At 72.4% G+C, this 24,802-nt stretch carries 22 protein-coding genes and 1 pseudogene; 12 read left to right on the top strand and 11 right to left on the bottom strand.

Features of this window, described 5'->3' with window-relative positions; genetic code table 11:
* The first annotated feature begins 1 nt into the window (after position 1).
* A complete protein-coding gene (locus MQV74_RS27415; RefSeq protein ID WP_242722828.1) occupies positions 2 to 682 on the top strand; it encodes a CGNR zinc finger domain-containing protein in 681 nt (226 codons plus the stop codon).
* Positions 683 to 689: 7 nt separating this feature from the next.
* On the opposite strand, the gene MQV74_RS27410 is transcribed toward MQV74_RS27415, so the two are convergent.
* The 5 genes and pseudogenes from MQV74_RS27410 to MQV74_RS27390 form a co-directional block, all read right to left on the bottom strand.
* Positions 690 to 1,664 carry a hypothetical protein gene (locus MQV74_RS27410; RefSeq protein ID WP_242722824.1) on the bottom strand — a complete coding sequence of 325 codons (975 nt, stop codon included), beginning with the start codon at positions 1,662 to 1,664 and terminating at the stop codon, positions 690 to 692.
* A gap of 516 nt (positions 1,665 to 2,180) precedes the next feature.
* Positions 2,181 to 2,762 (bottom strand): annotated as a pseudogene (locus tag MQV74_RS27405) (dihydrofolate reductase family protein); the annotation flags it as partial.
* 138 nt (positions 2,763 to 2,900) lie between these two features.
* Positions 2,901 to 3,506, bottom strand: coding sequence for a GNAT family N-acetyltransferase (locus MQV74_RS27400; protein ID WP_242722821.1), 606 nt, complete (start codon positions 3,504 to 3,506; stop codon positions 2,901 to 2,903).
* Between the two features lie 177 nt (positions 3,507 to 3,683).
* On the bottom strand, positions 3,684 to 4,760 hold the full coding sequence (locus MQV74_RS27395) for a family 2 encapsulin nanocompartment cargo protein polyprenyl transferase (RefSeq protein WP_242722818.1): 1,077 nt from the start codon (positions 4,758 to 4,760) through the stop codon (positions 3,684 to 3,686).
* A 129-nt stretch (positions 4,761 to 4,889) separates the two neighbouring features.
* Positions 4,890 to 6,296, bottom strand: a complete 1,407-nt coding sequence (locus MQV74_RS27390; RefSeq protein WP_242722815.1) for a family 2B encapsulin nanocompartment shell protein — start codon at positions 6,294 to 6,296, stop codon at positions 4,890 to 4,892.
* Between the two features lie 230 nt (positions 6,297 to 6,526).
* On the opposite strand from MQV74_RS27390, the gene MQV74_RS27385 reads away from it, so the two are divergent.
* From MQV74_RS27385 to MQV74_RS27370, 4 genes are all read left to right on the top strand, one after another.
* Positions 6,527 to 9,124 (top strand): phosphatidylglycerol lysyltransferase domain-containing protein, encoded by a 2,598-nt coding sequence (locus MQV74_RS27385; RefSeq protein ID WP_242722812.1) that lies wholly within the window; start codon positions 6,527 to 6,529, stop codon positions 9,122 to 9,124.
* A gap of 84 nt (positions 9,125 to 9,208) precedes the next feature.
* Entirely contained in the window at positions 9,209 to 9,442 is a 234-nt protein-coding gene (locus tag MQV74_RS27380) for a hypothetical protein (RefSeq protein WP_242722809.1), read from the top strand.
* A gap of 162 nt (positions 9,443 to 9,604) precedes the next feature.
* A complete protein-coding gene (locus MQV74_RS27375; protein ID WP_242722806.1) occupies positions 9,605 to 10,195 on the top strand; it encodes an N-acetylmuramoyl-L-alanine amidase in 591 nt (196 codons plus the stop codon).
* A gap of 31 nt (positions 10,196 to 10,226) precedes the next feature.
* Positions 10,227 to 11,162: a 1-aminocyclopropane-1-carboxylate deaminase/D-cysteine desulfhydrase gene (locus tag MQV74_RS27370; protein WP_242722792.1), complete on the top strand. Its 936-nt coding sequence runs from the start codon at positions 10,227 to 10,229 to the stop codon at positions 11,160 to 11,162.
* Here the strand turns inward: MQV74_RS27370 and MQV74_RS27365 are convergent.
* A complete protein-coding gene (locus tag MQV74_RS27365) occupies positions 11,141 to 12,739 on the bottom strand; it encodes a Na+/H+ antiporter (protein WP_242722789.1) in 1,599 nt (532 codons plus the stop codon). The two genes, MQV74_RS27370 and MQV74_RS27365, sit on opposite strands and share 22 nt — an antisense overlap.
* Positions 12,740 to 12,784: 45 nt before the next feature.
* Here MQV74_RS27365 and MQV74_RS27360 point away from each other — a divergent pair, with 45 nt between their 5' ends.
* The 3 genes from MQV74_RS27360 to MQV74_RS27350 all read left to right on the top strand — a co-directional run bounded on the left by MQV74_RS27360 (position 12,785) and on the right by MQV74_RS27350 (position 14,881).
* Positions 12,785 to 13,045, top strand: coding sequence for a UBP-type zinc finger domain-containing protein (locus MQV74_RS27360; protein WP_242722787.1), 261 nt, complete (start codon positions 12,785 to 12,787; stop codon positions 13,043 to 13,045).
* 244 nt (positions 13,046 to 13,289) lie between these two features.
* Entirely contained in the window at positions 13,290 to 13,703 is a 414-nt protein-coding gene (locus tag MQV74_RS27355) for an anti-sigma regulatory factor (RefSeq protein ID WP_138961726.1), read from the top strand.
* Positions 13,700 to 14,881 carry an RNA polymerase sigma factor SigF gene (locus MQV74_RS27350; RefSeq protein WP_374120704.1) on the top strand — a complete coding sequence of 394 codons (1,182 nt, stop codon included), beginning with the start codon at positions 13,700 to 13,702 and terminating at the stop codon, positions 14,879 to 14,881. Before MQV74_RS27355 ends, MQV74_RS27350 begins: the two co-directional genes overlap by 4 nt.
* Positions 14,882 to 14,950: 69 nt before the next feature.
* Here the strand turns inward: MQV74_RS27350 and MQV74_RS27345 are convergent, their stop codons facing one another.
* The gene (locus tag MQV74_RS27345) at positions 14,951 to 15,403 is read right to left on the bottom strand and encodes a hypothetical protein (RefSeq protein WP_138961724.1); all 453 of its coding nucleotides are present in this window, start codon (positions 15,401 to 15,403) and stop codon (positions 14,951 to 14,953) included.
* Positions 15,404 to 15,507: 104 nt separating this feature from the next.
* Between MQV74_RS27345 and MQV74_RS27340 the strand changes: the two genes are divergently transcribed.
* Complete coding sequence (locus tag MQV74_RS27340) at positions 15,508 to 16,476, top strand: diacylglycerol/lipid kinase family protein (RefSeq protein WP_242722784.1); 969 nt, start codon at positions 15,508 to 15,510, stop codon at positions 16,474 to 16,476.
* A 320-nt stretch (positions 16,477 to 16,796) separates the two neighbouring features.
* A complete protein-coding gene (locus tag MQV74_RS27335; protein WP_003992873.1) occupies positions 16,797 to 17,054 on the top strand; it encodes a WhiB family transcriptional regulator in 258 nt (85 codons plus the stop codon).
* A gap of 250 nt (positions 17,055 to 17,304) precedes the next feature.
* On the opposite strand, the gene MQV74_RS27330 is transcribed toward MQV74_RS27335, so the two are convergent.
* Both MQV74_RS27330 and MQV74_RS27325 read right to left on the bottom strand, forming a co-directional pair.
* Positions 17,305 to 18,771 (bottom strand): PAS domain-containing sensor histidine kinase, encoded by a 1,467-nt coding sequence (locus tag MQV74_RS27330; RefSeq protein WP_242729193.1) that lies wholly within the window; start codon positions 18,769 to 18,771, stop codon positions 17,305 to 17,307.
* 438 nt (positions 18,772 to 19,209) lie between these two features.
* Complete coding sequence (locus tag MQV74_RS27325) at positions 19,210 to 19,827, bottom strand: TetR/AcrR family transcriptional regulator (protein ID WP_242722781.1); 618 nt, start codon at positions 19,825 to 19,827, stop codon at positions 19,210 to 19,212.
* A 95-nt stretch (positions 19,828 to 19,922) separates the two neighbouring features.
* Between MQV74_RS27325 and MQV74_RS27320 the strand changes: the two genes are divergently transcribed.
* Positions 19,923 to 20,789 carry an SDR family oxidoreductase gene (locus MQV74_RS27320; RefSeq protein WP_242722778.1) on the top strand — a complete coding sequence of 289 codons (867 nt, stop codon included), beginning with the start codon at positions 19,923 to 19,925 and terminating at the stop codon, positions 20,787 to 20,789.
* A gap of 72 nt (positions 20,790 to 20,861) precedes the next feature.
* On the opposite strand, the gene MQV74_RS27315 is transcribed toward MQV74_RS27320, so the two are convergent.
* Positions 20,862 to 21,932 carry an SIS domain-containing protein gene (locus tag MQV74_RS27315; protein ID WP_242722775.1) on the bottom strand — a complete coding sequence of 357 codons (1,071 nt, stop codon included), beginning with the start codon at positions 21,930 to 21,932 and terminating at the stop codon, positions 20,862 to 20,864.
* A 494-nt stretch (positions 21,933 to 22,426) separates the two neighbouring features.
* Between MQV74_RS27315 and nagB the strand changes: the two genes are divergently transcribed.
* On the top strand, positions 22,427 to 23,212 hold the full coding sequence (gene nagB, locus MQV74_RS27310) for a glucosamine-6-phosphate deaminase (protein WP_242722772.1): 786 nt from the start codon (positions 22,427 to 22,429) through the stop codon (positions 23,210 to 23,212).
* An 89-nt stretch (positions 23,213 to 23,301) separates the two neighbouring features.
* On the opposite strand, the gene MQV74_RS27305 is transcribed toward nagB, so the two are convergent.
* Positions 23,302 to 24,795 (bottom strand): glycoside hydrolase family 3 protein, encoded by a 1,494-nt coding sequence (locus MQV74_RS27305; RefSeq protein WP_242722769.1) that lies wholly within the window; start codon positions 24,793 to 24,795, stop codon positions 23,302 to 23,304.
* Positions 24,796 to 24,802 lie beyond the last annotated feature (7 nt).

The raw sequence follows: 24,802 nt of genomic DNA, 5'->3' as shown, positions 1-24,802 counted from the left end.
TATGCACTTCAACCATTACGGAGGCGAGGCCGCACTGCTCGCCGCGGACCTGGTGAACGCGTATGCGGGCCCGGACGACGCAGGCCCGAGCGGCGCGGACCTGGGCAACGCGGGCCTGGGCGACGCAGGCCTGGGCGACGCAGGCCCGGACGACGCAGGCCTGGGTGGCGCGGCCCCGGGCGACGCAAGCCCCGGCGACACGGCGCCGAAAAGCGCAGACCCCGGCGCCGCGGCGGCGGCTGACGACCCGTCCGCCCTGCTCGCCGCGCACAGCGTCGTGGAGCACGCGCTCAGCCCCGCGCAGCGGCGGGACCTCCGTGCCTGGGCCCGCCGCCTCGCCGACTGCTTCGGCCCGCAGGGCCTCGCGGAGCGCTGCGCCCGCCTCAACCGGCTCCTCGAAGAGGCGTCGAGCCGCCCGTACATCGCCCTGCACGACGGCACCCCGCACTTCCACTACAGCGCGCCCGGCGCCGACCCCGCGGCCCACGTCCGCGCCCTGACCGCGGCCGGGCTCGCGTACATCGTGTGCCACGCGGACGCGCGCCGCCTGGGCCGCTGCGCCCGCGCGGGCTGCGGCCGCGCCTTCGTGGACACCTCGCGCGCGGGCCGCCGCGCGTACTGCTCGGTGCGGTGTGCCAACAACGACGCGGTGGCCAGACACAGGGCGCGCCGCCCACGGTGACCGGCCGCTAGGCGAGTGCCCTCCGCACCGCCGCCCGCACCCGCTCCAGGTCGGCACGGACCTCGTCGTACGACGCCTTGTGCCGGGATATGTCGTACCGCTGCTTCTCGGCGGCCACGGTCCACCACACGCCCGCCGTGTTGTGCTCGCGCTTGCACTCGATGTCGGCGACGGCCGTGTCGCGCTCCCGGGGCGTGCGCCCGGTCCGCCCGTCGTCGCCCCGCCGCCAGGCCTTGTCCCGGAAGGCGGCTTCCGGGCTGGCGTAGCGGGAGAAGCCCTTGTCCTCGACGCAGGCGGCCCAGACGTCGAGGGCGCGCCGCATCCGGCGGTCCTTGGCGACGGCCTTGTCGAGGGCCGTGCGGCGCTTCGTGACGTACCAGGTCATGCGCGGCTCGTCCTTGACGTCGGCCCTCAGCTGCCGCGTGCCGCGCTGGGAGCAGCCGCCGCTCGGCACCTCGCGGCCGTTGACCTTGAAACCGCCGCCGCTCGGGCCCTTGCCCACGCCGTGCAGCACCGCGTACTCGTCCTGGGTGACCAGGCGCCCCTTCGAGAGACGCCGCTCGCGGTACTCCTTCAGGGCGTCGCCGTCCACGCCGTACCCCACGCGCCGGGCCCGGTCCAGGTCGAGCGAGCCGGTGAGCGTGGTCGAGATGATCGCCGCGACGGCGACGCTGCCCAGGGTGGCGTCGCGCTCGCGCCAGTGCAGGGGGAAGTCGGCGAAGCCGTAGGACTTCATGCAGACCTGGGTGAGGCGCAGGGTGGCGGCCTCCTGCCGGTCGTAGTCCCGCCGACTGAACTCGTAGCGGTCCAGCGGCAGCTCCGGAAGGTCGCGCTCCGAGTCGACCTCGGGTGCTCCGGACAGCCGCGCGCCACGGGCCGACGTGCCGGACCCGTCCCGGCCGTCGCCTCCGCCCCCGCACCCGGCGAGGGTCACCACCGCCACGAGCGCGGCGGCCCACCACTTCCCCCACGTGACCTTCATGCTCAAGACCGTATCGGCGACCACTGACAATCGGCCGTCCACGCAGGTCAGTTGGGGGTGGAGCGCCTAACTGCGGATCGATCCGGCGGTCCCACCGGACTCCCCGGGCGCCGAGGGATCAGGCGCCGGGGTCCGGTTCCGTCTCCACGACCGACTTGGCGTCGGCCTCGGCGGGGCCGGGCGCCCGGGGTCGCGCCTTCTGCGGGGGAGTGCCCCGCCGCCTGCTCTTGTGGCCGCGTCGGCCCCGGTCCTCGGGTTGCTCCTCGGTGACGCACGCGTCACACGCGGGGTTGTGGCACGGGGCCGGACCCCAGACGGGGACGAAGACCCCGAGCACTTTGCGCCGCTTGACGGCCGTGCCGACCTGCCGTCCACAGCTGGGGCAAGCGTGCTCACCCTCGGGACGGGGGACGGACCGGCTCCCATCAGTGCCCATAAGGCCAGGATATGGCGATTTACGAGGGCCGCACAGCCTGAGAGGCCCTGCTTGCGGCTGGAGGGGCACCCGTCCGCGGGCCGCCGCGCGTAGTTCCGTACGACGACTCCGTTGCCGAAGACCCGGGACGAGGTCAGCGCGAAGCCGCTGACGGCGGACTCCACGCCCGCGAACATCGGCATGCCGGAGCCGAGCAGCACCGGATACGTCTTCAGGACGAGCTCGTCGATCTCGTCGCGCAGCACGCCCGCGAGCTGCGCGCCTCCGCACAGCCAGACGTCGAGGTCGCTGTCCTCCGCCTTGAGTTCGCGGACCTTGCCGATGAGGTCATCGGCGATGACCTGCACGTTCGGGTCGGGCGCCGTGCCCAGGCTGCGCGAGGCGACGTACTCGCGCAGATGCGCGTACGGGCTGGGGATGCCCTCGTCCAGGCCGACCTGGTAGGTGTTCATGCCCTGGATGACGGTGTCGAACTTCCGGTTCGGCACTCCGTCGAAGCCGAGGATGCGACGTCCGGCGACGGAGATCGTCTCCGGGTACTCCGTCTTCAGGAACTCCAGGAACTCCTCGTCCACGTACGCCATGTAGGAGTTGGCGTCTCCGCTCGGGTCACCGATGAAACCGTCGATCGAGACGGCGACGAAGTAAGTGAGCTTGCGCAAGCCGGAACCTTTCCGAGACGGCGGGTGAGCGCTCACGGAGGGCCGCTTCCGCCATCCTCCCTGAGCTACTTCATTCATGGTGCTTCACCCGCAGTGGTTTCAAGGGGTGGCGGAACCCGGACAGAGAGCTCCGTCGGTTCAGGATGCCTTCGGCTCGCGCCACATGGGCCACATCGTGGGCCCGTCCGGGAGGTCGAGCGCCTCCCCCAAATCGGTGAAGCCGAGGCGCAGATACAGCGCGCGGCTGCGCGGGTTGCTCGCCTCCAGGTACGCGTGCAGCCCGTCGCGGTCGCACCGTTCGAGCACGGAGGCGACGAGCGCCGTGCCGAGTCCCTGTCCCTGCCGGTCGGGCCGCACGGCGATCATGTGCAGATACTGGTGCGGCCGGTCGGTCGGATGGATGTCGGACGTCAACTGGCCGATCACCTCCACCCGTTCGTTCGCCGGGTCGACGGCCTCCCGGAGCTGCGCGGGCCCGTCCTCGGGCGCGCCGTCCCCGTGCCCCGCGCCCGCGGGAACCGACCACCACAGCGCCACCGCCGAGCCGTCCTCGGCGATGTCCACGTACCCCTCCGCGAACGCGAGATCGAGGAAGGCGCTCATCAGCGCGCCGTGCCTGCTCCGCCGACGCTCCTCGTCCGGGAACAGCCAGCTGCTCACCGGGTCCCGGTGGAACGACTCGTTCATCAGCCGGACGACGTCCGCCCGGTCACGCTCGACCGCTCTCCGTATCGCCACTCCCACGACCCCGCCCCTTCACCGTCAACTCCGCCCCCCGTGCTGCCGGTTGCAGCCTAAGTGATCGTTCCGTACGCGGCGACGCGGTGGTACGGCGGTCCGAACGCCCGGCGGGCGGGGCCGCGGGCCGCATGGCGCGGCACGACGGTCCCCACCCACCGGGCACCCCCCTCGGGCCGGTCGTCAGTGGGATCGGCGGGTGACGAACTCCGCGAGCGTCAGCAGACCCCCGGCCCGCTCGGGGTCCGGGACCGCGCGGGCGACCTCCTGCAGCGCCCGGGACATCCGGTCGGCGGCCTGCGCCTGGGCCCAGTCCCGCCCTCCGGCGCCCTCGACCGCGCGGGCCATCCGGTCCAGGTCTCCCGTCCGCGCCCGCCGGCCGTACAGCGCGGCCAGAGCGGCGCCGTCCGGGGTGCCGGAGGCGAGTGCGGCGACCACCGGCAGCGACTTCCTGCGGGCCGCGGGGTCCGCCCACACGGGCCTGCCCGTCCGGGCGGGATCCCCCCAGATCCCGATCACGTCGTCGATGAGCCGGAAGGCGAGCCCGGCCTGCCTCCCGAACCCGTCCAGGGCATCGGCGGTCTCCACGCTCGCGCCCGCGTACACGGCCCCGATCGCGCAGGCGCAGCCGAGGAGCGCCCCGGTCCTGGCCTCGGCCAGGGCGAGGCACTCGGCGAGCGAGACCTCCCCGGGGGCGCGCCGCTCCAGGGCGCAGTCCGCCTGCTGCCCGGCGCACAGCTCCACGACGCAGGCGGCCAGGCGGGCGGCCGCCACCGGGGCCCCCGGGTGGGGGTCCTCGGCGAGCAGCCGCTGCGCCAGGGCCTGGAGCGCGTCCCCCGCGAGGACCGCGTCGGCGTCGCCGAACACGGTCCACACGGTGGGGCGGTGTCTGCGGGTGACGCCCCGGTCCATGACGTCGTCGTGCAGCAGCGTGAAGTGGTGGGTCAACTCCACGGCTGCCGCCGCCCGGACGGCCGTACGCGGATCGCCGCCGAGCGCCCGCACCGCGGCCAGGACGAGCGCGGGCCGGACGGCCTTGCCCGCGTCACCCGTCGCGGGCGTGCCGTCCGCGCGCTCCCAGCCGAAGTGGTAGAGCGCGACGCGGCGCATCGAACCGGGCAGCGACTCCACGGCACGGCGCAGCTCCGGTTCGACGCACCCGCGGGCCACGGCGAGGATGTCCGCCGCCTCGCCCCCTTCCGGAGGGCCGGGGCCCCGGGGTGCCCGCACGCGTTCCGTCACGTCCGTGGTGTCCGTCATGGACCTACTCCGGCGTGGAGGCGGACGGTGGCCGGTCCTTGGTCTCCGGGCGCGTGCAGGACGGGTGCGCCCGGCGTCGCTGCAAGGGACACGGGCGGCGGCCCTGTCGCCGCGGGCAGGGGCGGCGGGTCACCTCCAGCGGCCGATCTCGACGTTCTCCAGGATGCCGAGGGCGTCCGGGACCAGGACGGCCGCCGAGTAGTACGTCGAGACCAGGTAGGAGATGATCGCCTGCTCGCTGATGCCCATGAAGCGCACGGACAGGCTCGGCTCGATCTCGTCCGGGATGCCCGCCTGGTGCAGCCCGATGACGCCCTGCTCGTCCTCGCCCGTACGCATGCAGATGATCGAGGAGGTACGGGCCTCGGTCACCGGGATCTTGTTGCACGGGAAGATCGGCACGCCGCGCCAGGTGGGGATGCGGTGCCCGGACATGTCGATGGTCTCCGGGACGAGTCCGCGCTTGTTGCACTCGCGGCCGAACGCGGCGATCGCGCGGGGGTGGGCGAGGAACAGCTTCGATCCCCGCCTGCGGCTGAGCAGTTCGTCCAGGTCGTCCGGGCTGGGTACGCCGTCGTGCGGCTGGATCCGCTGGTCGTACTCGCAGTTGTTGAGCAGCCCGAACTCGCGGTTGTTGATGAGCTCGTGCTCCTGGCGCTCCTTCAGCGCCTCCACGGTGAGGCGCAGCTGCTCCTCGGTCTGGTTCATCGGCTGGTTGTAGAGGTCCGCCACGCGCGTGTGGATGCGCAGGACCGTCTGGGCGACGCTCAGTTCGTACTCGCGCGGCCGCGCCTCGTAGTCCACGTAGGTGCCGGGCAGGACGGCCTCGCCGACGTGACCGGAGGAGAGGTCGATGGCCGCCTCGCCGTACGTGTTGGTGCGCTGCGACGGGATGGACCGCACCTCCTGGAGGTGGGTGCCCAGGGCGTCGGAGCGCTCCGCGACCTGCTCCAGGTCCTGGCGCGGAAGCACGAGGACCGTGCACGCGGTCACCGCGCGGACGGTGTACTCCCAGATGGACTCCGCATCGATCAGCGCATGGTCACCGAAGTAGGCACCGTCGGCAAGGGTGGCGAGGACCGTGTCGTCGCCATAGGGGCCGGTGCCGATCTGCTCGACCCGGCCGTGGGCCAGCAGGAACACCTCCTCCGCCTGACTGCCGAAGGACGCGAGCACCGAACCGGCCTCGAACTCCCGCTGCTGGCAGCGCTGTGCCAGCTCCGCGAGCACGTCCTGGTCCTCGAAGTCCCGCAGCACCGGCAACTCACCGAGCTCGGCCGGGATGACCTCGACCCGGTCCCCGGTCTTGATGAACGTGACCCGGCCGTCACCGACCGAGTAACTCGTCCTTCGGTTCACTCGGTACGTGCCGCCCTGCACCTGGACCCAGGGCAGCATCCGCAGCAGCCAGCGCGAGCTGATCTCCTGCATCTGCGGCGCGGACTTGGTGGTGGTGGCCAGATTCCGCGCGGCAGAAGTGCCGAGACTCTGCTGCGGCCTGCCTTCGTCCGTACGGATCTCTTCGCCTACCGACATGGACAATGCCCTCCCGATCCAGTAATGGCGTGCGTTCGTCAGCCTTTCAGCGCGGTGAGTACGAGCGCCATTACACAAACGAGCGGGAATGGATCGGGGTGGACGGGGCACGCTGCCGTTTACCAGGCGCGATCCTTCGTACGTTCGTCCAAGGTCGGTGTCGGGGCGCGCGTCACCCGTTCGGCTCAGCCCCGGATGTGCCCGCGGCGGCCTCCTGATGCGCTCGGTGAATGAGCACCCCCGAGGGCCCGGCGGGCGCCGCCGCCACGGAGCCGGCGCCGCGGCCGCCGCTCGCGCCGCCGGGCGAGCGGGGGCCCCTGCGCTGGTTGCGCGCCGCCGAACGCGCCTTCGCGCCGGTGAGCCACGCACCCGTGACGGTGTTCCTCGTCGTGGCCCTGTGGGCCGTCGGTCTGTTCACCGGCAGCCTCGGCGGAGGGCCCGCCGACAGACTGCTTTCCGACGTCGGCGTGGGCGTGCCCGCGCTTGCCGAGGGCCGCTGGTGGACGCCCCTCACCTCGATCCTGTGGTGCTCGGGAATCGGCAACTACGTGGGGTCCACGCTGCTGTTGCTGCTGATCGGCCCGGCCGCCGAAGTCCGTTTGGGCTCCGTGCGCACCGCCGTGCTCCTCGTCGTCGGCCAGGTGCTCGGCTCGCTGCTCGGCACCGGCGCGATCAAGGTCGGCGAGCTGGCGGGCGACGACTGGCCGACCGCGCTCGCCCAGGAGCTCACCGCGACACCGGGCATCGCGGCCTGCGCGGTGGGCGCCTTCCTGAGCTTCCGGCTCAGCGCCCTGTGGCGGCGCAGGCTCCAGCTCGCGCTGATCGTGTTCCCGCTGATGCTCGCCCTCTACGTAGGACACCTCCAGGACGTGCTGCGGTTCTCGGGCACGGTCGTGGGCCTCGCCCTGGGCGCGCTCGCGCACCGGGACGCGCACCGGCTGCGCGTACCCCACGCCTCGCACACCGAGGGCCGCGTCCTGGTGGCCCTCGCCGTCGCGGCCTCGGCCCTCGGCCCCCTGATCGCCACCCTCTACAGGGACGCGCTCGGCCCCTTCGACGTGCTCGACCTGTACGTCTCCGGAGGGCCTGACCCGCAGGAGATCGCCGACGCCTGCGCCGGGCCCGGCCCCGACTGCGACCGCGTGCGCGCCCAGGACCACTTCTACGGCTCTCCGGCGATGCTCATGGGCGTCGCCATCCCCCTGCTGCTCCTCGTCCTCGCCGAAGGGCTGCGCCGCGGGCTGCGGCCCGCCTGGCGGATCGCGGTGGCCGCGCACCTGGTGTGGCTCGGCCTCATGGCGTACCTCCTGAGCGACATCACCGCGCACCCCGGCCACTACGTCCTCGAAGGGAGCGACGCCGCCGACCGGAAGGCGGCGATGGTCCAGGCAGTGGCCGAGCAGGCGCTGCTCCCCCTGTTCGTGCTGGTGCTGCTCTTCGGGACGCGCCGACGCTTCGACCAGCACCTCGGCCGGGCCGCCGTGACGACGCTGACCGGGGTCATCGGCGGGACGCTGCTGCTCTGCTGCGCCGCCTACGTAGGCGTCGGCTACGCGGCGCGCGACCAGTTCACCCCGGACGCCACCTTCGGGCGGCTCGTCGCGGGACTGCCGGCGCAGTTCCTGCCGCCCAGCTACGAACCGCTGTTCTTCAGGGGCAGCTCCCCGGTGCCGGTCGGCGGCACGGCGCTGTCCCTGTACGAGTACTGCGGCGTCGCCTTCTGGGTGGCCGCCCTGGCCGCCCTCTTCGTGGCGTTCCGGCGGCCTTCGGTACGCCACGACGCGGGAGCGGCGGCACGCGCGCGTGCCCTGCTCACCACTCAGGGCGGTGGCACGTTGTCGTACCTGGCGATGTGGGACGGCAACGACTACTGGTTCACCGACGACGGCAGGGCCGCGATCGCCTACCGGGTGCGGTCCACGGTCGCGCTCACCACGGGTGACCCGTTCGGCGTACCCTCCGCGCGCGGGGACGCGGTCGAGGGGTTCGCCGCCTTCTGCGACGAGCACGGCCTGACCCCGTGCTTCTACAGCGTCACGGCCGCCACCAAGGCCCGCACGGACGCGTTCGGCTGGAGCGCGGTGCAGGTCGCCGAGGACACCGTCGTACGCCTGCCGGACCTCACGTTCACGGGGAAGAAGTGGCAGGACGTGCGCACCGCCCTGAACAAGGCCAAGAAGCAGGGCATCACCGCCGAGTGGCACGTCTTCCCCGAGGCGCCCCTGGACCTCACGGACCAGATCCGCTCGATCTCCGAGGAGTGGGTCGCCGACAAGGGGCTGCCGGAGATGGGCTTCACGCTCGGCGGCCTCGCCGAACTCGACGATCCGCACGTGCGCTGTCTCCTGGCGCTCGACGAGCACCGCACGGTGCACGGCGTGACGAGCTGGATGCCCGTCCATGGAGCAAACGGGGCACACGATTCAGGCCAACCCGTGGGATGGACCCTTGACTTCATGCGGAGGCGGTCGGACGGGTTCCGGGGTGTGATGGAGTTCTTGATCGCGTCCGCCGCACTGGGGTTCCAGGAGGAAGGAGCCCAGTTCCTGAGCCTGTCGGGCGCTCCGCTCGCCCGCGCCGACGCCGCGGAGCCCACCGCCGCGCTGCAACGGCTCCTCGACCACGCGGGCCGCTCCCTGGAGCCCGTATACGGCTTCCGCTCCCTGCTCCACTTCAAGGCCAAGTTCCAGCCCGAGTACCACCCGCTGTACCTGTGCTACCCCGATCCCGCGGCGCTCCCGAGCATCACGCGCGCGATCGGCAAGGCATATCTGCCGCACCTGTCGGCAGCCCAAGGAGTCCGTCTGATGCGCAAGCTGGCCGCGTAGGGCGGTGGGAGGGGAACTGCAAGATCCGCGCGCTCGTTGCACCACACGTACGCAGCGAGCGCACCAACCGTCAGGAGAAAGCACATGGCAGGCTTCCTGGACCGCGCAAGAGAACAGGTGCAGCAGGGGCTCAACCAAGGCAAGCAGAAGATCGACGAGGTCCAGGCCCAGCGCGCGGGCAACGACCTCCTGAAGCAGCTCGGCGCGGCGTACTACGCGGAGCGCCGCGGCAGCGGCACCCCCGACGCCACCCAGCAGGCCCTCACGGCCCTGGAGGCCCATATCGCGACCCACGGCGACGGCTTCCTGCGCGCCTGATCGTCTTCCGCGTAGAGCGGCGTCTCCGTAGCTGACCGAATCAGCTCGCACAGTGGCCCGAACAGCCGTCGAACAGGTAGTTCGGGCCTCTGCTGTTCGGTACAAGCTGCGTACGAGGCGGACCGCGACGGGCGGCCGTCGCGTTCCCCGAAGGAGGCGGCCATGGCCACACCCATGTCCGCGAACAGATTCCTGGACGCACTGCGCGACGAAGGCGTCACGGTCGTCGAGGTCGGCGACTGGCGCACGCACAACCGCAACCACAAGGGCCCCTGGGGCCCGGTGCACGGCGTGATGATCCACCACACGGTGACGTCCGGCGCCGAGAAGACCGTACGGATCTGCCGCGAGGGCTACGAGGGCCTGCCGGGCCCCCTGTGCCACGGCGTCATCACCAAGGACGGCACCGTCCACCTCATCGGCTACGGCCGCGCCAACCACGCGGGACTCGGCGACGACGACGTGCTGCGCGCCGTCATCGCCGAGAAGGCCCTGCCCCCGGACAACGAGGCCAACACGGACGGCAACCGCCACTTCTACGGCTTCGAGTGCGAGAACCTCGGCGACGGCGAGGACCCCTGGCCGGAGGCCCAGCTGGACGCCGTCGAGAGGGTCTCCGCGGCGATCTGCCGCCACCACGAGTGGACGGCCCGCTCGGTCATCGGACACCTGGAGTGGCAGCCGGGAAAGATAGACCCCAAGGGCTTCACGATGGACGCGATGCGGGCGCGTATCCACGAGCGCCTGAAGTAACCCCGAGAAGAGGCAGAGGGACAATGGCGGGGTGCCGCCCACCCCGCCCGCCCTCGCACCCCGGCTGCCCACCCCCCTCCAGCCGGTCACCGACCCCCGCTTCGCCGCGCACGGCGTCCGCCTCCTCCTCAAGCGCGACGACCGGATCCACCCGGCCCTGCCGGGCAACAAGTACCGCAAGCTCGTCCTGAACCTGGAGCGGGCGCGGACGGCGGGCCACGACACCCTGCTGACGTTCGGCGGGGCCTACTCCAACCATCTGCGGGCCACGGCCGCCGCGGGCCGGCTGCTCGGCTTCGCCACTGTCGGCGTCGTCCGCGGCGAGGAGCTGGCTGGCCGCCCCCTCAACGCGTCACTCGCCCAGTGCGCGGCCGACGGCATGCGGCTGCACTTCGTCGACAGGTCGACGTACCGACGCAAGCACGAGCCCACTGTCCTGGCCGCCCTCCAGCGCGCGACCACCACGCAGGAGGCGTACGTCATCCCCGAAGGCGGCAGCAACGCCCTCGCCGTGCACGGCTGCGCGGCTCTGGGCGCGGAGCTGCGCGGGCACACGGACGTCGCGGCCGTGGCCTGCGGCACCGGCGGCACCCTCGCGGGCCTGGCTGCGGGCCTCGCCCCGGGGCAGCGCGCCCTCGGCATACCCGTCCTCAAGGGCGGCTTCCTGGGCGAGGAGATACGGCGGCTCCAGGACGCCGCCCTCGGCTCCCCCACATCCAACTGGAGCCTCGACGAGCGCTTCCACTGCGGCGGCTACGCCCGGGTCACCGACCCCCTCACCGCCTTCGCCGACGACTTCGAGGACCGGCACGGCCTCCCCGTGGAGCGCGTCTACGTGGCCAAGCTCCTGTACGCGCTGACCGCCCTCTCCGAAGAGGGCGCCTTCGCCCCCGGGACCACGGTCACGGCCGTCGTCACCGGCACGCCGCCCGCGCCGGGCCCGGCTCACTCCTCGACCTCCCGATAGGCCGCGGCCTCCTCCAGGTCCAGCTTGCGCAGCAGCGTCCGCAACAGCTCGTCGTCGATGCGCCGCTCGTCCCGCAGCCGCACGAACACCTCGCGCTCGGCCGCGATGGCCTCGCGCGCGAGCCTGCGGTAGGTGTCGTCCGCGGTCTCGCCCGTCACGGGGTTGGGCGGGCCGAGCCGCTCCCACACGGAGTTGCGGCGCCGCTCCAGAACCGTGCGCAGACGGTCCTGGAGGGGCCCTGGGAGGCGGTTGCGCTCATCCGCCACCAGTTCGTCCAGACGGGCCTCCGCGGCCTGTGAGGCGGCGTTCTGCGCCTGCGCCTCGGCGAGCGTCTGCGCCCGCGCGTCGGGCCCGGGCAGCCGCAGCACCCGGATCAGCCACGGCAGCGAGAGCCCCTGCACGACGAGCGTGCCGATGACGGTGGTGAAGGTCAGGAAGAGCACGAGGTTGCGGGCGGGGAAGGGCTCGCCGTCGTCCATGACGAGCGGGATGGAGAACGCGATCGCCAGCGACACGACACCGCGCATCCCGGCCCAGCTGACGACCAGCGGCCGCCGCCAGTCCGTCTCGCTCTCGCGCTCCCTGATCCGCGGCGACACCAGGCGCGGCAGGTACGTCGCCGGATAGGACCAGGCGAAGCGCACCACCACCACGAGGACGAAGACCCCCAGGGCGTACCAGACGGCCTGCCCCACGCTGTACTCCCCGAGGTCCCTGAGGACGATCGGGAGCTGGAGGCCGATGAGCGCGAACACCGCCGACTCCAGGAGGAAGCCGACGACCCGCCACACCGCGGCCTCCTGGAGCCGCGTCTCGAAGTCGACCTGCCAGGAGCGGTGCCCCAAGTAGAGGGCCACCACGACCACGGCGAGCACTCCGGAGGCGTGCACCTGCTCCGCGACGGCGTACGCCACGAAGGGGATGAGCAGCGACAGCGTGTTCTGCAGGAGCGCTTCCTTCAGGTGGGTGCGCAGCCAGTGGATCGGCACCATCAGAAGGAGGCCGACGCCGACGCCGCCCACCGCGGCCACCAGGAACTCCTGGATGCCGCCCGCCCAGCTCGCGCCCTCGCCGACGGCCGCCGCGAGCGCCACCTTGTAGGCGGTGATCGCGGTCGCGTCGTTCACCAGGGACTCGCCCTGGAGGATCGTGGTGATGCGTGAGGGCAGCCCCACCCGCCGCGCGATCGCGGTGGCGGCGACGGCGTCCGGCGGCGCGATCACCGCCCCGAGGACGAGCGCGGCGGTCAGCGGAAGATCGGGGATCAGCAGGTACGCGAGCCACCCGACGACGACCGTTGCGAACAGAACGTAACCGACGGACAGCAGCGCCACGGGCCGCACGTTGGCCCGCAGGTCCAGATACGAGCTCTCCAGGGCGGCCGTGTGCAACAGCGGCGGCAGCACGAGAGGCAGCACGATGTGCGGATCGAGGTGGTAGTCCGGCACCCCGGGCAGATAGGCCGCGATCAGCCCGACGCCCACCAGGAGGAGCGGCGCGGGCACCGGGGTGCGGCGCGCCGCACCGGCTACGGCGGCGCTCGCCGCGATCAACGCCACCAGTGGCAGTACGTCCATGGCAAGGCCCTCCGCCGTCCGCTCGCCCGTCGTAACCTGGCCATCATGAACGAGTGTCCGCACGTCAGCGCGCTGCCCCTCCCCGAACCCGAGCCGCTGGGCGAAACCTGCCCGGAGTGCCTCGCGGCCGGCAGCCACCCCGTGCAACTGCGGCTGTGCCTGACGTGCGGGCACGTGGGGTGCTGCGACTCCTCCCCCTTCCAGCACGCGACGGCGCACTTCAAGGAGACCGGTCACCCCGTGATGCGGTCCTTCGAGCCGGGTGAAAGCTGGCGTTGGTGCTTTGTCGACGGTTCGATCGTCTGAGGCCTGGGTACGTCAACCCGACGCTCGTTCTTTCCAATTGGGCCCGCGTAACCCCTAGCCACTGTCCGTACCCGTAGGCTTACTATGAGTGACAGCAACGGGGCGGGGTCCCCGGGACACGGAACTGAGCAGCGCGGTAGCGTCACCGCTGAAAGACGAGGTGCGTTACCCGAGTGACGCAGTCCGGGCCGCCGGAGAGCGGCCCCGGAGCCCCGAAAGTGCTTGTACCACCTTGGAGGTGAGGGTGTCCCAGATCGCAGGCGAGCCCGGGAATCAGGACTTCGTAGAGGTCCGCCTTCCGGCTGCGGGTGCCTACCTGTCGGTGCTGCGTACGGCCACGGCCGGCCTCGCGGCGCGCTTGGACTTCACCCTGGACGAGATCGAGGACCTCCGCATCGCGGTCGACGAGGCCTGCGCGATCCTGCTCCAGCAGGCCGTGCCCGGCTCCGTGCTCAGCTGCGTCTTCCGGCTCGTCGACGACTCGTTGGAGGTGACCGTGTCGGCCCCCACCACCGACGGCCGCGCTCCGGAGCGGGACACCTTCGCCTGGACTGTGCTCTCGGCCCTCGCGGGCAAGGTCGACTCCTCGGTCGGCGACGACAAAACCGTTTCGATCAGCCTCTACAAACAACGCGGCGCGGGACCCGGGCCGGCGTGAGGAACGGGGACGGGCCGGTGCGGGACGAAGAGCGCGGAACACCCGGCAAACACGGCACCCACGGCCTGCCCGGCCGCGGCAGGGGCGGTACGCGCCCGGTCGCGGGGCGCGGCGGTCCCGCGGAGCCGGGGCCTGCCCCCGGAGGCATCCCCGAGCAGCAGGCGAGGCCCCACCCGCAGGACCCGGAGCAGTCGGGTCCGCTGACGGTGGCCGAGAAGACAGCGTTGCCGGATGAGGCAGAGCCGACCGCCGAGGACGGGCTCGACGGGCCGTCCGGCCCGGGCGGGGGGCGAAAGGACCGAGTAGGCGCCGCACGCAGGGGGTCCCCCCGGGCGTCCAGCACTGGGGGCGCGACCCCAGAAGGGCGGCGGCTGGTGACGGGCGGGACGATGAGCGAGCACGAGCAGCACAGCCGGCACGATCCACACGACCGCAGCGGCGCGCGGGCGATGTTCGTGGAGCTGCGCGAGCTGACGGACGGCAGCCCGGAGTACGCGGAGCTGCGCAACCGGCTGGTCCGCATGCACCTGCCGCTCGTGGAGCACCTGGCCCGCCGCTTCCGCAACCGCGGTGAACCCCTGGACGACCTGACGCAGGTCGCCACGATCGGCCTGATCAAGTCCGTGGACCGCTTCGACCCGGACCGGGGCGTCGAGTTCTCGACGTACGCGACGCCGACGGTCGTCGGCGAGATCAAGCGCCACTTCCGCGACAAGGGCTGGGCGGTGCGCGTCCCGCGGCGGCTGCAGGAGCTGCGCCTGGCCCTGACGACGGCGACCGCCGAGCTCTCCCAGCTGCACGGCCGCTCCCCCACCGTGCACGAGCTGGCCGAGAAGCTGGCGATCTCCGAGGAGGAGGTCCTGGAGGGCCTGGAGTCGGCCAACGCGTACTCCACGCTGTCCCTGGACGTCCCGGACACGGACGACGAGTCCCCGGCCGTCGCGGACACCCTCGGCGCCGAGGACGAGGCCCTGGAGGGCGTCGAGTACCGCGAGTCCCTCAAGCCGCTCCTGGAGGACCTGCCGCCCCGGGAGAAGCGGATCCTGCTCCTGCGCTTCTTCGGCAACATGACGCAGTCGCAGATCGCCCAGGAGGTCGGCATCTCCCAGATGCACGTCTCCCGGCTGCTCGCCCGCACACTGGCTCAGCTGCGGGAGAAGCTCCTCGTGGAGGAGTGACCTTCCCCGCGCGCGGGGACGCGCCGCACGCGGGGGCCGCGGCTCACCGCCCCGGCGAGGGGGCCGCGGCTACTTTCCGTCTTCCTGTACGGAGCCGGGCCCGCCGATGCCCAGCGCCTCGGTCGCCGCGGGGTTCACGAGAAGGACGAGCGTGGCGATCGCGATCGCCGCGAGCGCGATACCGCCGGGGATCATCGCGCTGTCGGCCTGCAGCAGCTGCCAGGCCACCGGCAGCGCCATGATCTGCGTGATGATCGCGGGCCCCCGGGCCCACCGGCGCAGCCGCAGCAGGCCGCGCGCGGCGATCAGCGGCAGCAGCGCGAGGACGATCAGCGTGACCCCGCCGGTCGTGGCCTGCCGCGGGTTGTCGGGATCGCCCGCAAGGCCCATCACGAGCATGTACGCACCGCCGACGACGAGGGCGAGGCCCTCCAGCGCGGCGAGCGCCGCGGCGGCCGTCAGGCGCCCGGGACGCGGCCCTGTTTCCGGGGCTTCGGGGGTGGTCTTCGGCTCAGTGCTCACGCATCGAGGGTAGCCGCGGGCGGCGCCGAGGCGGGCACCGTGGGTGAGGCCCGGGCGAGACCTCGGTCTGGGCCGGGTAAAGACCGCTAGGTAGTCTGCTGCGCATGCGTGCTCTCCTCGTGGTCAATCCGGCGGCTACTACCACCAGTGCGCGCACGCGTGACGTACTGATCCACGCGCTGGCGAGCGAGATGAAGCTGGAAGCGGTGACTACGGAGTACCGCGGTCACGCCCGCGACCTCGGTCGGCAGGCGGCGGAGAGCGAGGACATCGAGCTGGTCGTCGCCCTCGGCGGCGACGGCACCGTCAACGAAGTCGTCAACGGCCTCCTGCACAACGGCCCCTCTCCGGAGGACCTGCCCCGCCTGGCCGTCGTCCCCGGGGGCTCGACCAATGTGTTCGCGCGCGCCCTGGGGCTGCCGAACGACGCCGTGGAGGCGACCGGCGCCATCCTGGACGCACTGCGTGAGGGAAGCGAACGGACGGTGAGCCTCGGCCGGGTCTCGGGCACTCCGGGGACCGAGGACGAAGCGGTCCCGGCGCGCTGGTTCACCTTCGCGGCCGGGCTCGGCTTCGACGCGGGCGTGGTCGGCCGCGTCGAACAGCACCGCGAGCGAGGCAAGAAATCGACGCACGCCCTTTACGTGCGCCAGGTGGTACGCCAGTTCCTCGGCGAGAGTGACCGCCGACACGGGGCGATCACCCTGGAGCGGGCGGGCGAGGAGCCGGTGACAGACCTCGTGATGTCCATAGTCTGCAACACCTCCCCCTGGTCCTACCTGGGCAATCGCCCTCTGTACGCCTCCCCGAAGGCGTCGTTCGACACCGGTCTCGACGTCCTCGGACTGAAGCGCCTTTCGACCGCTTCGGTGGCCCGTTACGGCACCCAGCTGCTGCGCTCGACCCCCGAGCGGGGACCGCACGGGAAGAACGCGGTCTCGCTGCACGACCTGACGGACTTCACCTTGCATTCGAAGGCGCCTCTGCCCCTCCAGATGGACGGCGACCACCTGGGGCTGCGGACCAGCGTGACGTTCACAGGCGTACGCCGCGCACTGCGTGTGATTGTGTGAGTGGAAGGGCCTAAAGTCCTTTCACTCGAACGTTTAGGCCAGGATCCACCCCATGGAAGTACGGCTGTGACCCAGTCGACACTAAGGAATCAAAAAAAACTTTCCGGAAGGGGTTGTATCCGCCGCCGAGGTTTGCGAATCTCTAGGTGGCGATCGGGACGGCCCGCAACACCGGCCTCTACAGACCGCCAGAACCCCTCCTCTCACCACAAGGTCCACACCAGGCAACTGGGAGTCGGCCCTTCCCGCGCGGAGGGATTCGTGAAAGCGTTCACATTCACAAGCACCCTGCATGTAAGACCCAAGGAGAGGTAGCAGCCATGGACTGGCGTCACAACGCCGTTTGCCGCGAGGAAGACCCCGAGCTGTTCTTCCCCATCGGCAACACCGGTCCTGCGCTGCTGCAGATCGAGGAAGCCAAGGCCGTCTGCCGTCGCTGCCCTGTCATTGAGCAGTGCCTGCAGTGGGCGCTCGAGTCCGGCCAGGACTCCGGCGTCTGGGGTGGCCTCAGCGAGGACGAGCGCCGCGCGATGAAGCGCCGCGCCGCCCGCAACCGGGCGCGCCAGGCCAGCGCCTGACGCCCACGCCCCACGAGCCTGAGCCCGGCGGCGCGTACAGCGCGTACGCAACCCCCGCCCCCGAGCCGCAGCCGCGCAGCACCCCCGGTGCGCATCGCAACGTGAACGAGAAGCCCCGGACCCACACGGTCCGGGGCTTCTCGCTGTGCGCGCGGGCCGGGACTCCCGCCGCGCGCGGTGCCGGCTTCCGCGGCGGCACTCGTTCTGCGGCGTGGCGGCCGCCAAGGGGCTTTGACGACGGGCCCCGGCGTCACTTGTCGGCGCGTACCGGAATGTCCAGGACGACGCGCGTACCACGCTCCGGGGCGCGCACCATGTCGAACGTGCCGCCCAGTTCGCCCTCGACAAGGGTGCGGACGATTTGCAGACCGAGATTGCCCGCGCGATGCGGATCGAAGCCGTCCGGCAGGCCGACGCCGTCGTCCTGGACGGTGATCAGCAGGCGGGCCTCTTTGGTGGTGCCGCCGCGCACCGCGGACACCTCGACGGCGCCGGTGTCGCCCTCGCGGAATCCGTGCTCCAGGGCGTTCTGCAGGACCTCGGTGAGGACCATCGACAGCGGAGTGGCGACCTCGGCGTCGAGGATGCCGAAGCGTCCCGTGCGGCGGCCCGTCACCTTGCCGGGCGAGATCTCCGCGACCATCGCGAGGACGCGGTCGGCGATGTCGTCGAACTCCACGCGCTCGTCCAGGTTCTGCGAGAGCGTCTCGTGGACGATGGCGATGGAGCCCACGCGGCGGACCGCTTCTTCGAGCGCCTCGCGGCCCGAGACGGAGTCGATGCGGCGCGCCTGGAGGCGCAGCAGGGCCGCGACCGTCTGGAGGTTGTTCTTCACCCGGTGGTGGATCTCCCGGATGGTGGCGTCCTTGGTGATCAACTCGCGCTCGCGGCGGCGCAGTTCGGTGACGTCCCGCAGGAGCACGAGCGAACCGATGCGCGGGCCCTTGGGCTTGAGCGGGATGGCGCGCAGCTGGATCACGCCGTCGCCGCCCTCGATCTCGAACTCGCGGGGCGCCCAGCCGCTGGCGAGCTTGATCAGCGCCTCGTCCACCGGCCCCCGGGACGGGGCGAGTTCGGCGGTCGCCTTGCCGAGGTGATGGCCCACGAGGTCGGCGGCGAGACCGAGGCGGTGGTACGCCGACAGGCCGTTCGGCGACGCGTACTGCACGATGCCGTCCGCGTCGAGGCGGATCAGACCGTCCCCCACGCGCGGGGAGGCGTCCATGTCGACCTGCTGGTCGGGGAACGGGAAGGAGCCCGCCGCGATCATCTGCGCCAGGTCGGAGGCCGACTGGAGGTAGGTGAGCTCCAGGCGTGAAGGGGTCCGCACCGTCAGCAGGTTGGTGTTGCGGGCGATGACCCCGAGGACGCGCCCTTCCCTGCGTACGGGGATGGACTCGACCCGCACGGGGACCTCCTCCCGCCACTCCGGGTCGCCCTCGCGCACGATGCGGCCCTCGTCGAGGGCGGCGTCCAGGAGCGGGCGGCGGCCGCGCGGGACGAGGTGGCCGACCATGTCGTCCTGGTAGGAGGTGGGGCCGGTGTTGGGCCGCATCTGCGCCACGGAGACATAGCGGGTGCCGTCGCGCGTGGGGACCCACAGGACGAGGTCGGCGAAGGACAGGTCGGAGAGCAGCTGCCACTCCGAGACCAGCAGGTGCAGCCACTCGAGGTCGGAGTCGCCGAGGGCTGTGTGCTGACGTACGAGGTCGTTCATGGAGGGCACGTGTGCGAGCGTACCTGGCGGTCCGGGCGGGGGCCGGGGTCCGCTCCCCCGCGCGCGGGGGCGGCAGGCGCCCCGACGGGCCGCGGCGCCAGGGCGGGACCCTCAACCCGTCCCCAACACCGCAGCCCTGTGGTGCATCGACAGCCGGACTGTGCGGTATCGGCCGCCGATTCGGGAGAAGCCGACGCGGTCAGGGCAGAGAGCGCCGGATCCTCGGTCCGCTCTCCTGTGCGGGGAGGGCGGAGCTTATACCCCGCATTGTGGACTAGACCATTCTCGTCTGTCTACGTACGGGGAGATGTTTGTTGCCGTGCCGCGCGCGGGGGCCCGGGACACGCCGTCCGGCATGCGGCACCCACCGGCTCAGCGCGTGGAACCCACCGGCTCAGCGCGCGGGGCCCGACGGCTCAGCGCGTAGAGCCCGACGGCTCAGCGCGTGGACGTCACCGGCTCGGGCGCCGGCCAGGCCCGCATCGCCAGCTCCGCGACGGCCTCCAGCTCCTCGCGGGTGGCGCCGTCCCTCGACTGCTGGGACAGGCCCTGCAGAACGGCGCCCACATAGCGGGCGAGCGCCGCCGCGTCCGTGTCCCGGGGCAGCTCGCCGCTCGCGACGGCCGCCTTGATGCGGCCCTCGAACGAGGCGACGTTCGCGTTGCGCCGGTCGCGCAGGGTCTGCTCGACCTCGGGCGTCGCGCAGTTGACCGCGGCGTGGATGACGAGGCAGCCGTGCGGATGGCTTGGGTCCGTGTACTCCGCGGCCGCCTCGCGCAGCATGCGCTCGACGCCGGCGCGGGCGGTCGGCTCCTCGTCCAGGGCTCGGGCGCCGAAGGCCCCGTACGAGACGGCGTAGCGCTGGAGGACCTCGGCGAACAGGGTCCGCTTGTCGCCGAAGGCCGCGTAGAGGCTGGGCGCGCCGATGCCGAGCTCGCGGGTCAGGTCGGACACGGACGTCGTCTCGTACCCCTGTTCCCAGAACGTGCGCAGGGCCTTCTCCAGGGCCGTCTCACGGTCGAAGGAGCGGGGCCTGCCTCGCTGTTTCGTCGCCATGGGAAAAATTCTATAGCGGGCGCTAGAAAAGAGGGAGGGAGATCGGGTACGGTCTTTGTGTAGCGACCGCTAGAGAAAGAGGGGGGCGCCTGGTCATGGGTGCGCTGAAGGGGAACGAGACGGGAACGGCTCTCGGGGAGACGGCGCCGGGGGCGAGCGGGCCGACGGGCACACCAGCGGGCACACCGACGGGCACACCGGCGGCGGGACGACTCGCGGGAAGGACCGCGCTCGTCACGGGCGGCAGCCGGGGCATCGGGCGGGGGATCGCCGAGCGGCTCGGCCGGGACGGCGCCCGCGTCGCCGTGCACTACGGCAGCAACGCGGCGGCCGCGAAGGACACGGTGGCGGCGATCGAGCGGGCGGGCGGCTCGGCGTTCGCCATCGGCGCGCAGCTGGGGGCACCGGGAGACGCCCAGGCGCTGTGGTCGGCGTTCGACGCCCACGCGGACGGCCTCGACATCCTGGTGAACAACGCGGGGATCGGCACGTCGCGCCCCTTCGCGGACACCGACGAGGCGGAGTTCGACCGGCTCTTCGCGGTGAACGCCAAGGCGCCGTACTTCATCACACAGCTCGGCACGGAGCGCCTGCGCGACGGCGGCCGGATCATCAACATCTCGTCCGGCCTCTCCCGCGCCGCCGTCATGCCGGACATCATGACCTACGCGATGACGAAGGGCGCCCTGGACGTCTTCACCCGGAACCTGTCGAAGGTCCTCGGCCCCCGGGGCATCACGGTGAACTCGGTCGCCCCGGGCGTCGTGGACACGGACGTCAACGCCGCCTGGCTGCGCGGCGAGGAGAACAAGGAGGCGTGGGCGGGCGCGGCGGCGCTGTCCGCCCTCGGCAAGGTCGGCACCGTGGAGGACATAGCCGACGTGGTCGCCTTCCTCGCCTCGCCGGACGGCCGCTGGGTGACGGGCGAGTGGCTCGACGCCACGGGGGGCTCGCTGGCCTGAGCGGCTCCGGCTCCAGCTCAAGCCGCGGTCCCGGCCTCGGCCTCGGTCTCGGTCTCAGCGGGGCCCGGGCAGTCAGCGGGTCTCCGTCACCTTCGCCAGTGCCCTGGGCGCGTCGGGGTCCTGGCCGCGGGCGATGGTGACCTCGTAGGCGAGGAGTTGCAGGGGGATGATCTCCAGGATCGGCTGAAGCTCCTCGGCCACGTCCTCCGTCGGCAGGACGAATCCGGCGGACGCCTGCTCGACCTGGGCCTTGGGGCCGATGACCACCAGGTCGGCACCGCGGCCGCGCAGCCGGTCGAGGACGGGCTGGAGCGCCTCCCCTCCCCTGCCGTCGGTCACCACCGCGATGACCGGTGAGATGTTGTCGACCATGGCGAGGGGGCCGTGCAGGAGGTCGGCGCCGGAATAGGCGAGGGCGGGGATGTAGCTGGTCTCCATCAGTTTCAGGGCGGCTTCCTTGGCTGTGGGGTAGCCGTAGCCGCGAGAGGTGATCACCATGCGTTCGGCGAAGCGGTAGCGCGCGGCCAGGGTGCGGATCTCCTCCTGGCGCGCCAGGAGGTCCGCGGCGAGGCCGGGCAGGGCACTGGCCTGGCCGCCGTCGCTCCCGCGCAGGCCCTCGACGAAGAGGTACAGGGCGAGCAGGGACGCCGTGTAGGTCTTCGTTGCCGGGAGGGCCTTCTCCGGGCCCGCGAGGATGTCGATGTGGTGCTCGGAGACGGCTGCCAGGGGCGAGTCCGGGTTGTTGGTCACGGCGAGGGTGACGGCGCCGGCCTCGCGGGCGGCCTGGGTGGAGGCCACCAGGTCCGGGGATCCGCCCGACTGGCTCACGGTGATGACGAGGACGTCCCGGAGGTCGGGCTTGGCGCTGTAGGCCGTGGTGGTGGACATGGAGGTCAGCCCGCAGGGCAGGCCGAGGCGGACTTCGAGGAGGTACTTGGCGTAGAGCGCGGCGTGGTCGGAGGTGCCGCGGGCCGTGAGCAGCACGAAGCGGGGGCGCTTCGCCGCGACCTCTTCGGCGGTCCGGCGGATCCCGGGAGCGCCGACGTCGAGGATGCGCCGCAGCACGTCGGGCTGCTCGGCCATCTCCCGGGACATGATGCGGCCCGGCTGCTCGCTGTACGGGGAGGAGGGGGTCACGGTCATGCGTACCACTCTGCTCGCTCCCGGCCGGGAGCGCTCCTTGTTCGGGAGGCTCGGGCAGGTGCCGTGGGGGCGGGCGGGCTTCGGTGGGCTTGGCGCGACTTCCTCGGGCCCAGGGACTCAGCCCCGGGAGGCTCGGGCAGGTGCCGTGGGGGCGGGCGGCTTCGGTGGGCTTGGCGCGGCTTCCTCGGGCCCAGGGGCCCAGCCCGGGGAGGCTCGGGCAGGTGCCCTGGGGCCGAGCGGGCCCGGACGAGCTTCGGTGGGCTTGGGGTGCGGCGCCCCCCGGCACGGCCCACTTCCGACGCCCCGCCTTCGGCCCGGGCCGAAGGCGCCCCCGTCCTCGGCCCGGGCCGCCTTCGAAAGGGTGCCCCCGTTCGCCAGGCGTGGCGGATGGGGAGCCGGAAGCATGGGTGTGAGAGGGCTGCGCTCCCTGGGGGCAGCTCTGCTAGATTGGTCTATACCACACCGTCCCCCTTCTCCAGATCGGCAGGCCCAGCGTGGAAGTTGTCATCGTCCCGGACGCCAAGGCAGGCGGCGAGCTCATCGCGGAGGCCATGGCCGCCCTGGTGCGCCGCAAGCCTGACGCCCTGCTCGGTGTCGCCACCGGCTCGACCCCGCTGCCCATCTACGAGGCCCTGGCCGCCAAGGTCCGCGGCGGTGCCGTGGACGTGGCGCGGGCGCGGATCTGCCAGCTCGACGAGTACGTCGGGCTTCCGGTCGGGCACCCGGAGTCGTACCGCTCGGTGGTGCTCCGGGAGGTCGTCGAGCCGCTCGGTCTGAGCGAGTCGGCCTTCATGGGTCCTGACGGCAGCGCCGAGGACGTCCAGGGCGCCTGCGAGGCGTACGACCGCGCTCTCGCCGAGGCGGGCGGGGTGGACCTCCAGCTGCTCGGGATCGGCACGGACGGGCACATCGGGTTCAACGAGCCCTGCTCGTCGCTGGCCTCGCGGACGCGGATCAAGACCCTGACCGAGCAGACCCGCGTGGACAACGCGCGGTTCTTCGACGGGGACATCGACCAGGTCCCGCACCACGTCATCACGCAGGGCATCGGCACGATCCTGGAGGCGCGGCACCTGGTGCTGCTCGCGACGGGCGAGGGCAAGGCCGACGCCGTGGCGGCCACGGTCGAGGGGCCGGTGGCGTCCATCGTGCCCGCGTCGGCGCTGCAGCTGCACCCGCACGCGACGGTCGTGGTGGACGAGGCCGCGGCGTCCAAGCTGAAGCTGGCGGAGTACTTCCGGCACACGTACGCCAACAAGCCCGCGTGGCAGGGGCTCTAGGCCTCGGGCCCGGACACGCGTAAGGCGCCGGCCGCCCCACTCGGTGGGGCGGCCGGCGCCTTCGTCTCTGCTGGCCCTCGGCCCCCGGGCTATGCGCCGGTGATCGTTTCCGCTGCCGCGATGCCGCAGACGCGGGCCGCGCCGTGGGTGGCGATGTGCAGGGCGCCCGTGGGCTTGGCCTGCGGGACGCCCATCTCGACCACGACGGTGTCGGGGCGAGCGGCGAGCAGGTGGTCCACGGCGGCGGTCATCCACGGGTGGCGGTGGGCGTCGCGGACGACGGCGACGATGCGCCGGTCCCCCGCGGCGGCCAGGGCCTCGCGGCCCGCGTCGGCACCGGTGAAGGAGCCGGTCTCGGTGCCGGGCAGACGGCGGCCGAGTTCGGCGGCGACGCCCCACGGGGTCTCGTCGCCGACCGCGATGTTGGCCACCGGCGTGAAGGCCGCGACGTAGGGGGCGCTGGTCAGCGGGCCCGCGTAGGTCTCGCTGTGGGTGACCGTCAGGGCGCGGCGGGCCGCGCGCAGGCCGATCTCGGTGTCGGGCACGCCCCCCGAACGCCCGGCCGTGCCCGACACCGAGGTCCAGTGCGCGAGCGCCCGGACGCGGGCGGCCGCGTCGGCGAGCCGCTCCTCGGGCAGCTCGCCCGTGCGCACGGCCGCCACGAGGGCGTCGCGCAGACGGCGTACGGTCAGCTCGTCGTGGAGGCCGCCGCCGACGCAGATGGCGTCGCAACCGGCGGCGATGGCGAGGACGGTGCCGCGTTCGATGCCGTACGTCGAGGAGATGGCCTGCATCTCGATGCCGTCGGTGACGATCAGGCCGTCGAAGCCGAGCTCGCCGCGGAGCAGGTCGGTGAGGATGCGCCGGGAGAGCGTCGCCGGGTACTCGGCGTCGAGCGCCGGGACGCTGATGTGGGCGCTCATCACGGCCTGTGTGCCCGCGGCGATGGCGGCCCGGAAGGGGGCGAGTTCGCGGGCGTTCAGGACGTCCGCGTCGACGCCGATGTGCGGCACGGCGTGGTGGGAGTCGACGGCGGTGTCGCCGTGGCCCGGGAAGTGCTTGGCGCAGGCGGCGACGCCGGAGGACTGCAGGCCCTCGATGTACGCGGCGGTGTGCCGGGCCACCAGGTCGGGGTCCGCGCCGAAGGAGCGCACGCCGATGACCGGGTTGTCGGGGTCGGAGTTGACGTCCGCGGACGGCGCCCAGTTGAAGGTGACGCCGCACTCGGCGAGGCGACGGCCCAGCTCGGCGGCGACGCCCCGGGTGAGCGCGATGTCGTCCACCGCGCCGAGGGCGTGGTTGCCGGGGAAGGACGAGCCGGTGCGTACCTCGAGGCGGGTGACGTCACCGCTCTCCTCGTCGATGGCGACGATGAGGTCCTCGCGCTCGGCGCGCAGCTGGGCGGTGAGCGCGGCCAGCTGCTCGGGCGTCTCGACGTTGCGGCCGAACAGGCCCACGGCGGCCAGGCCCTCGCCGATGTGGCGGAGCAGCCAGTCGGGGGCGGTGGTGCCGCCGAAGCCGGGCTGGAGGACGGTGAGGGCGTCACGCGTCAGGGCGTCCGGCGTGGATGCGGTAGAGCTCATGAGTGTG

It is taken from the genome of Streptomyces sp. AN091965, assembly GCF_022698285.1.
Classification (GTDB): domain Bacteria; phylum Actinomycetota; class Actinomycetes; order Streptomycetales; family Streptomycetaceae; genus Streptomyces.
This window is presented reverse-complemented; position numbering and strand designations above follow the sequence as displayed.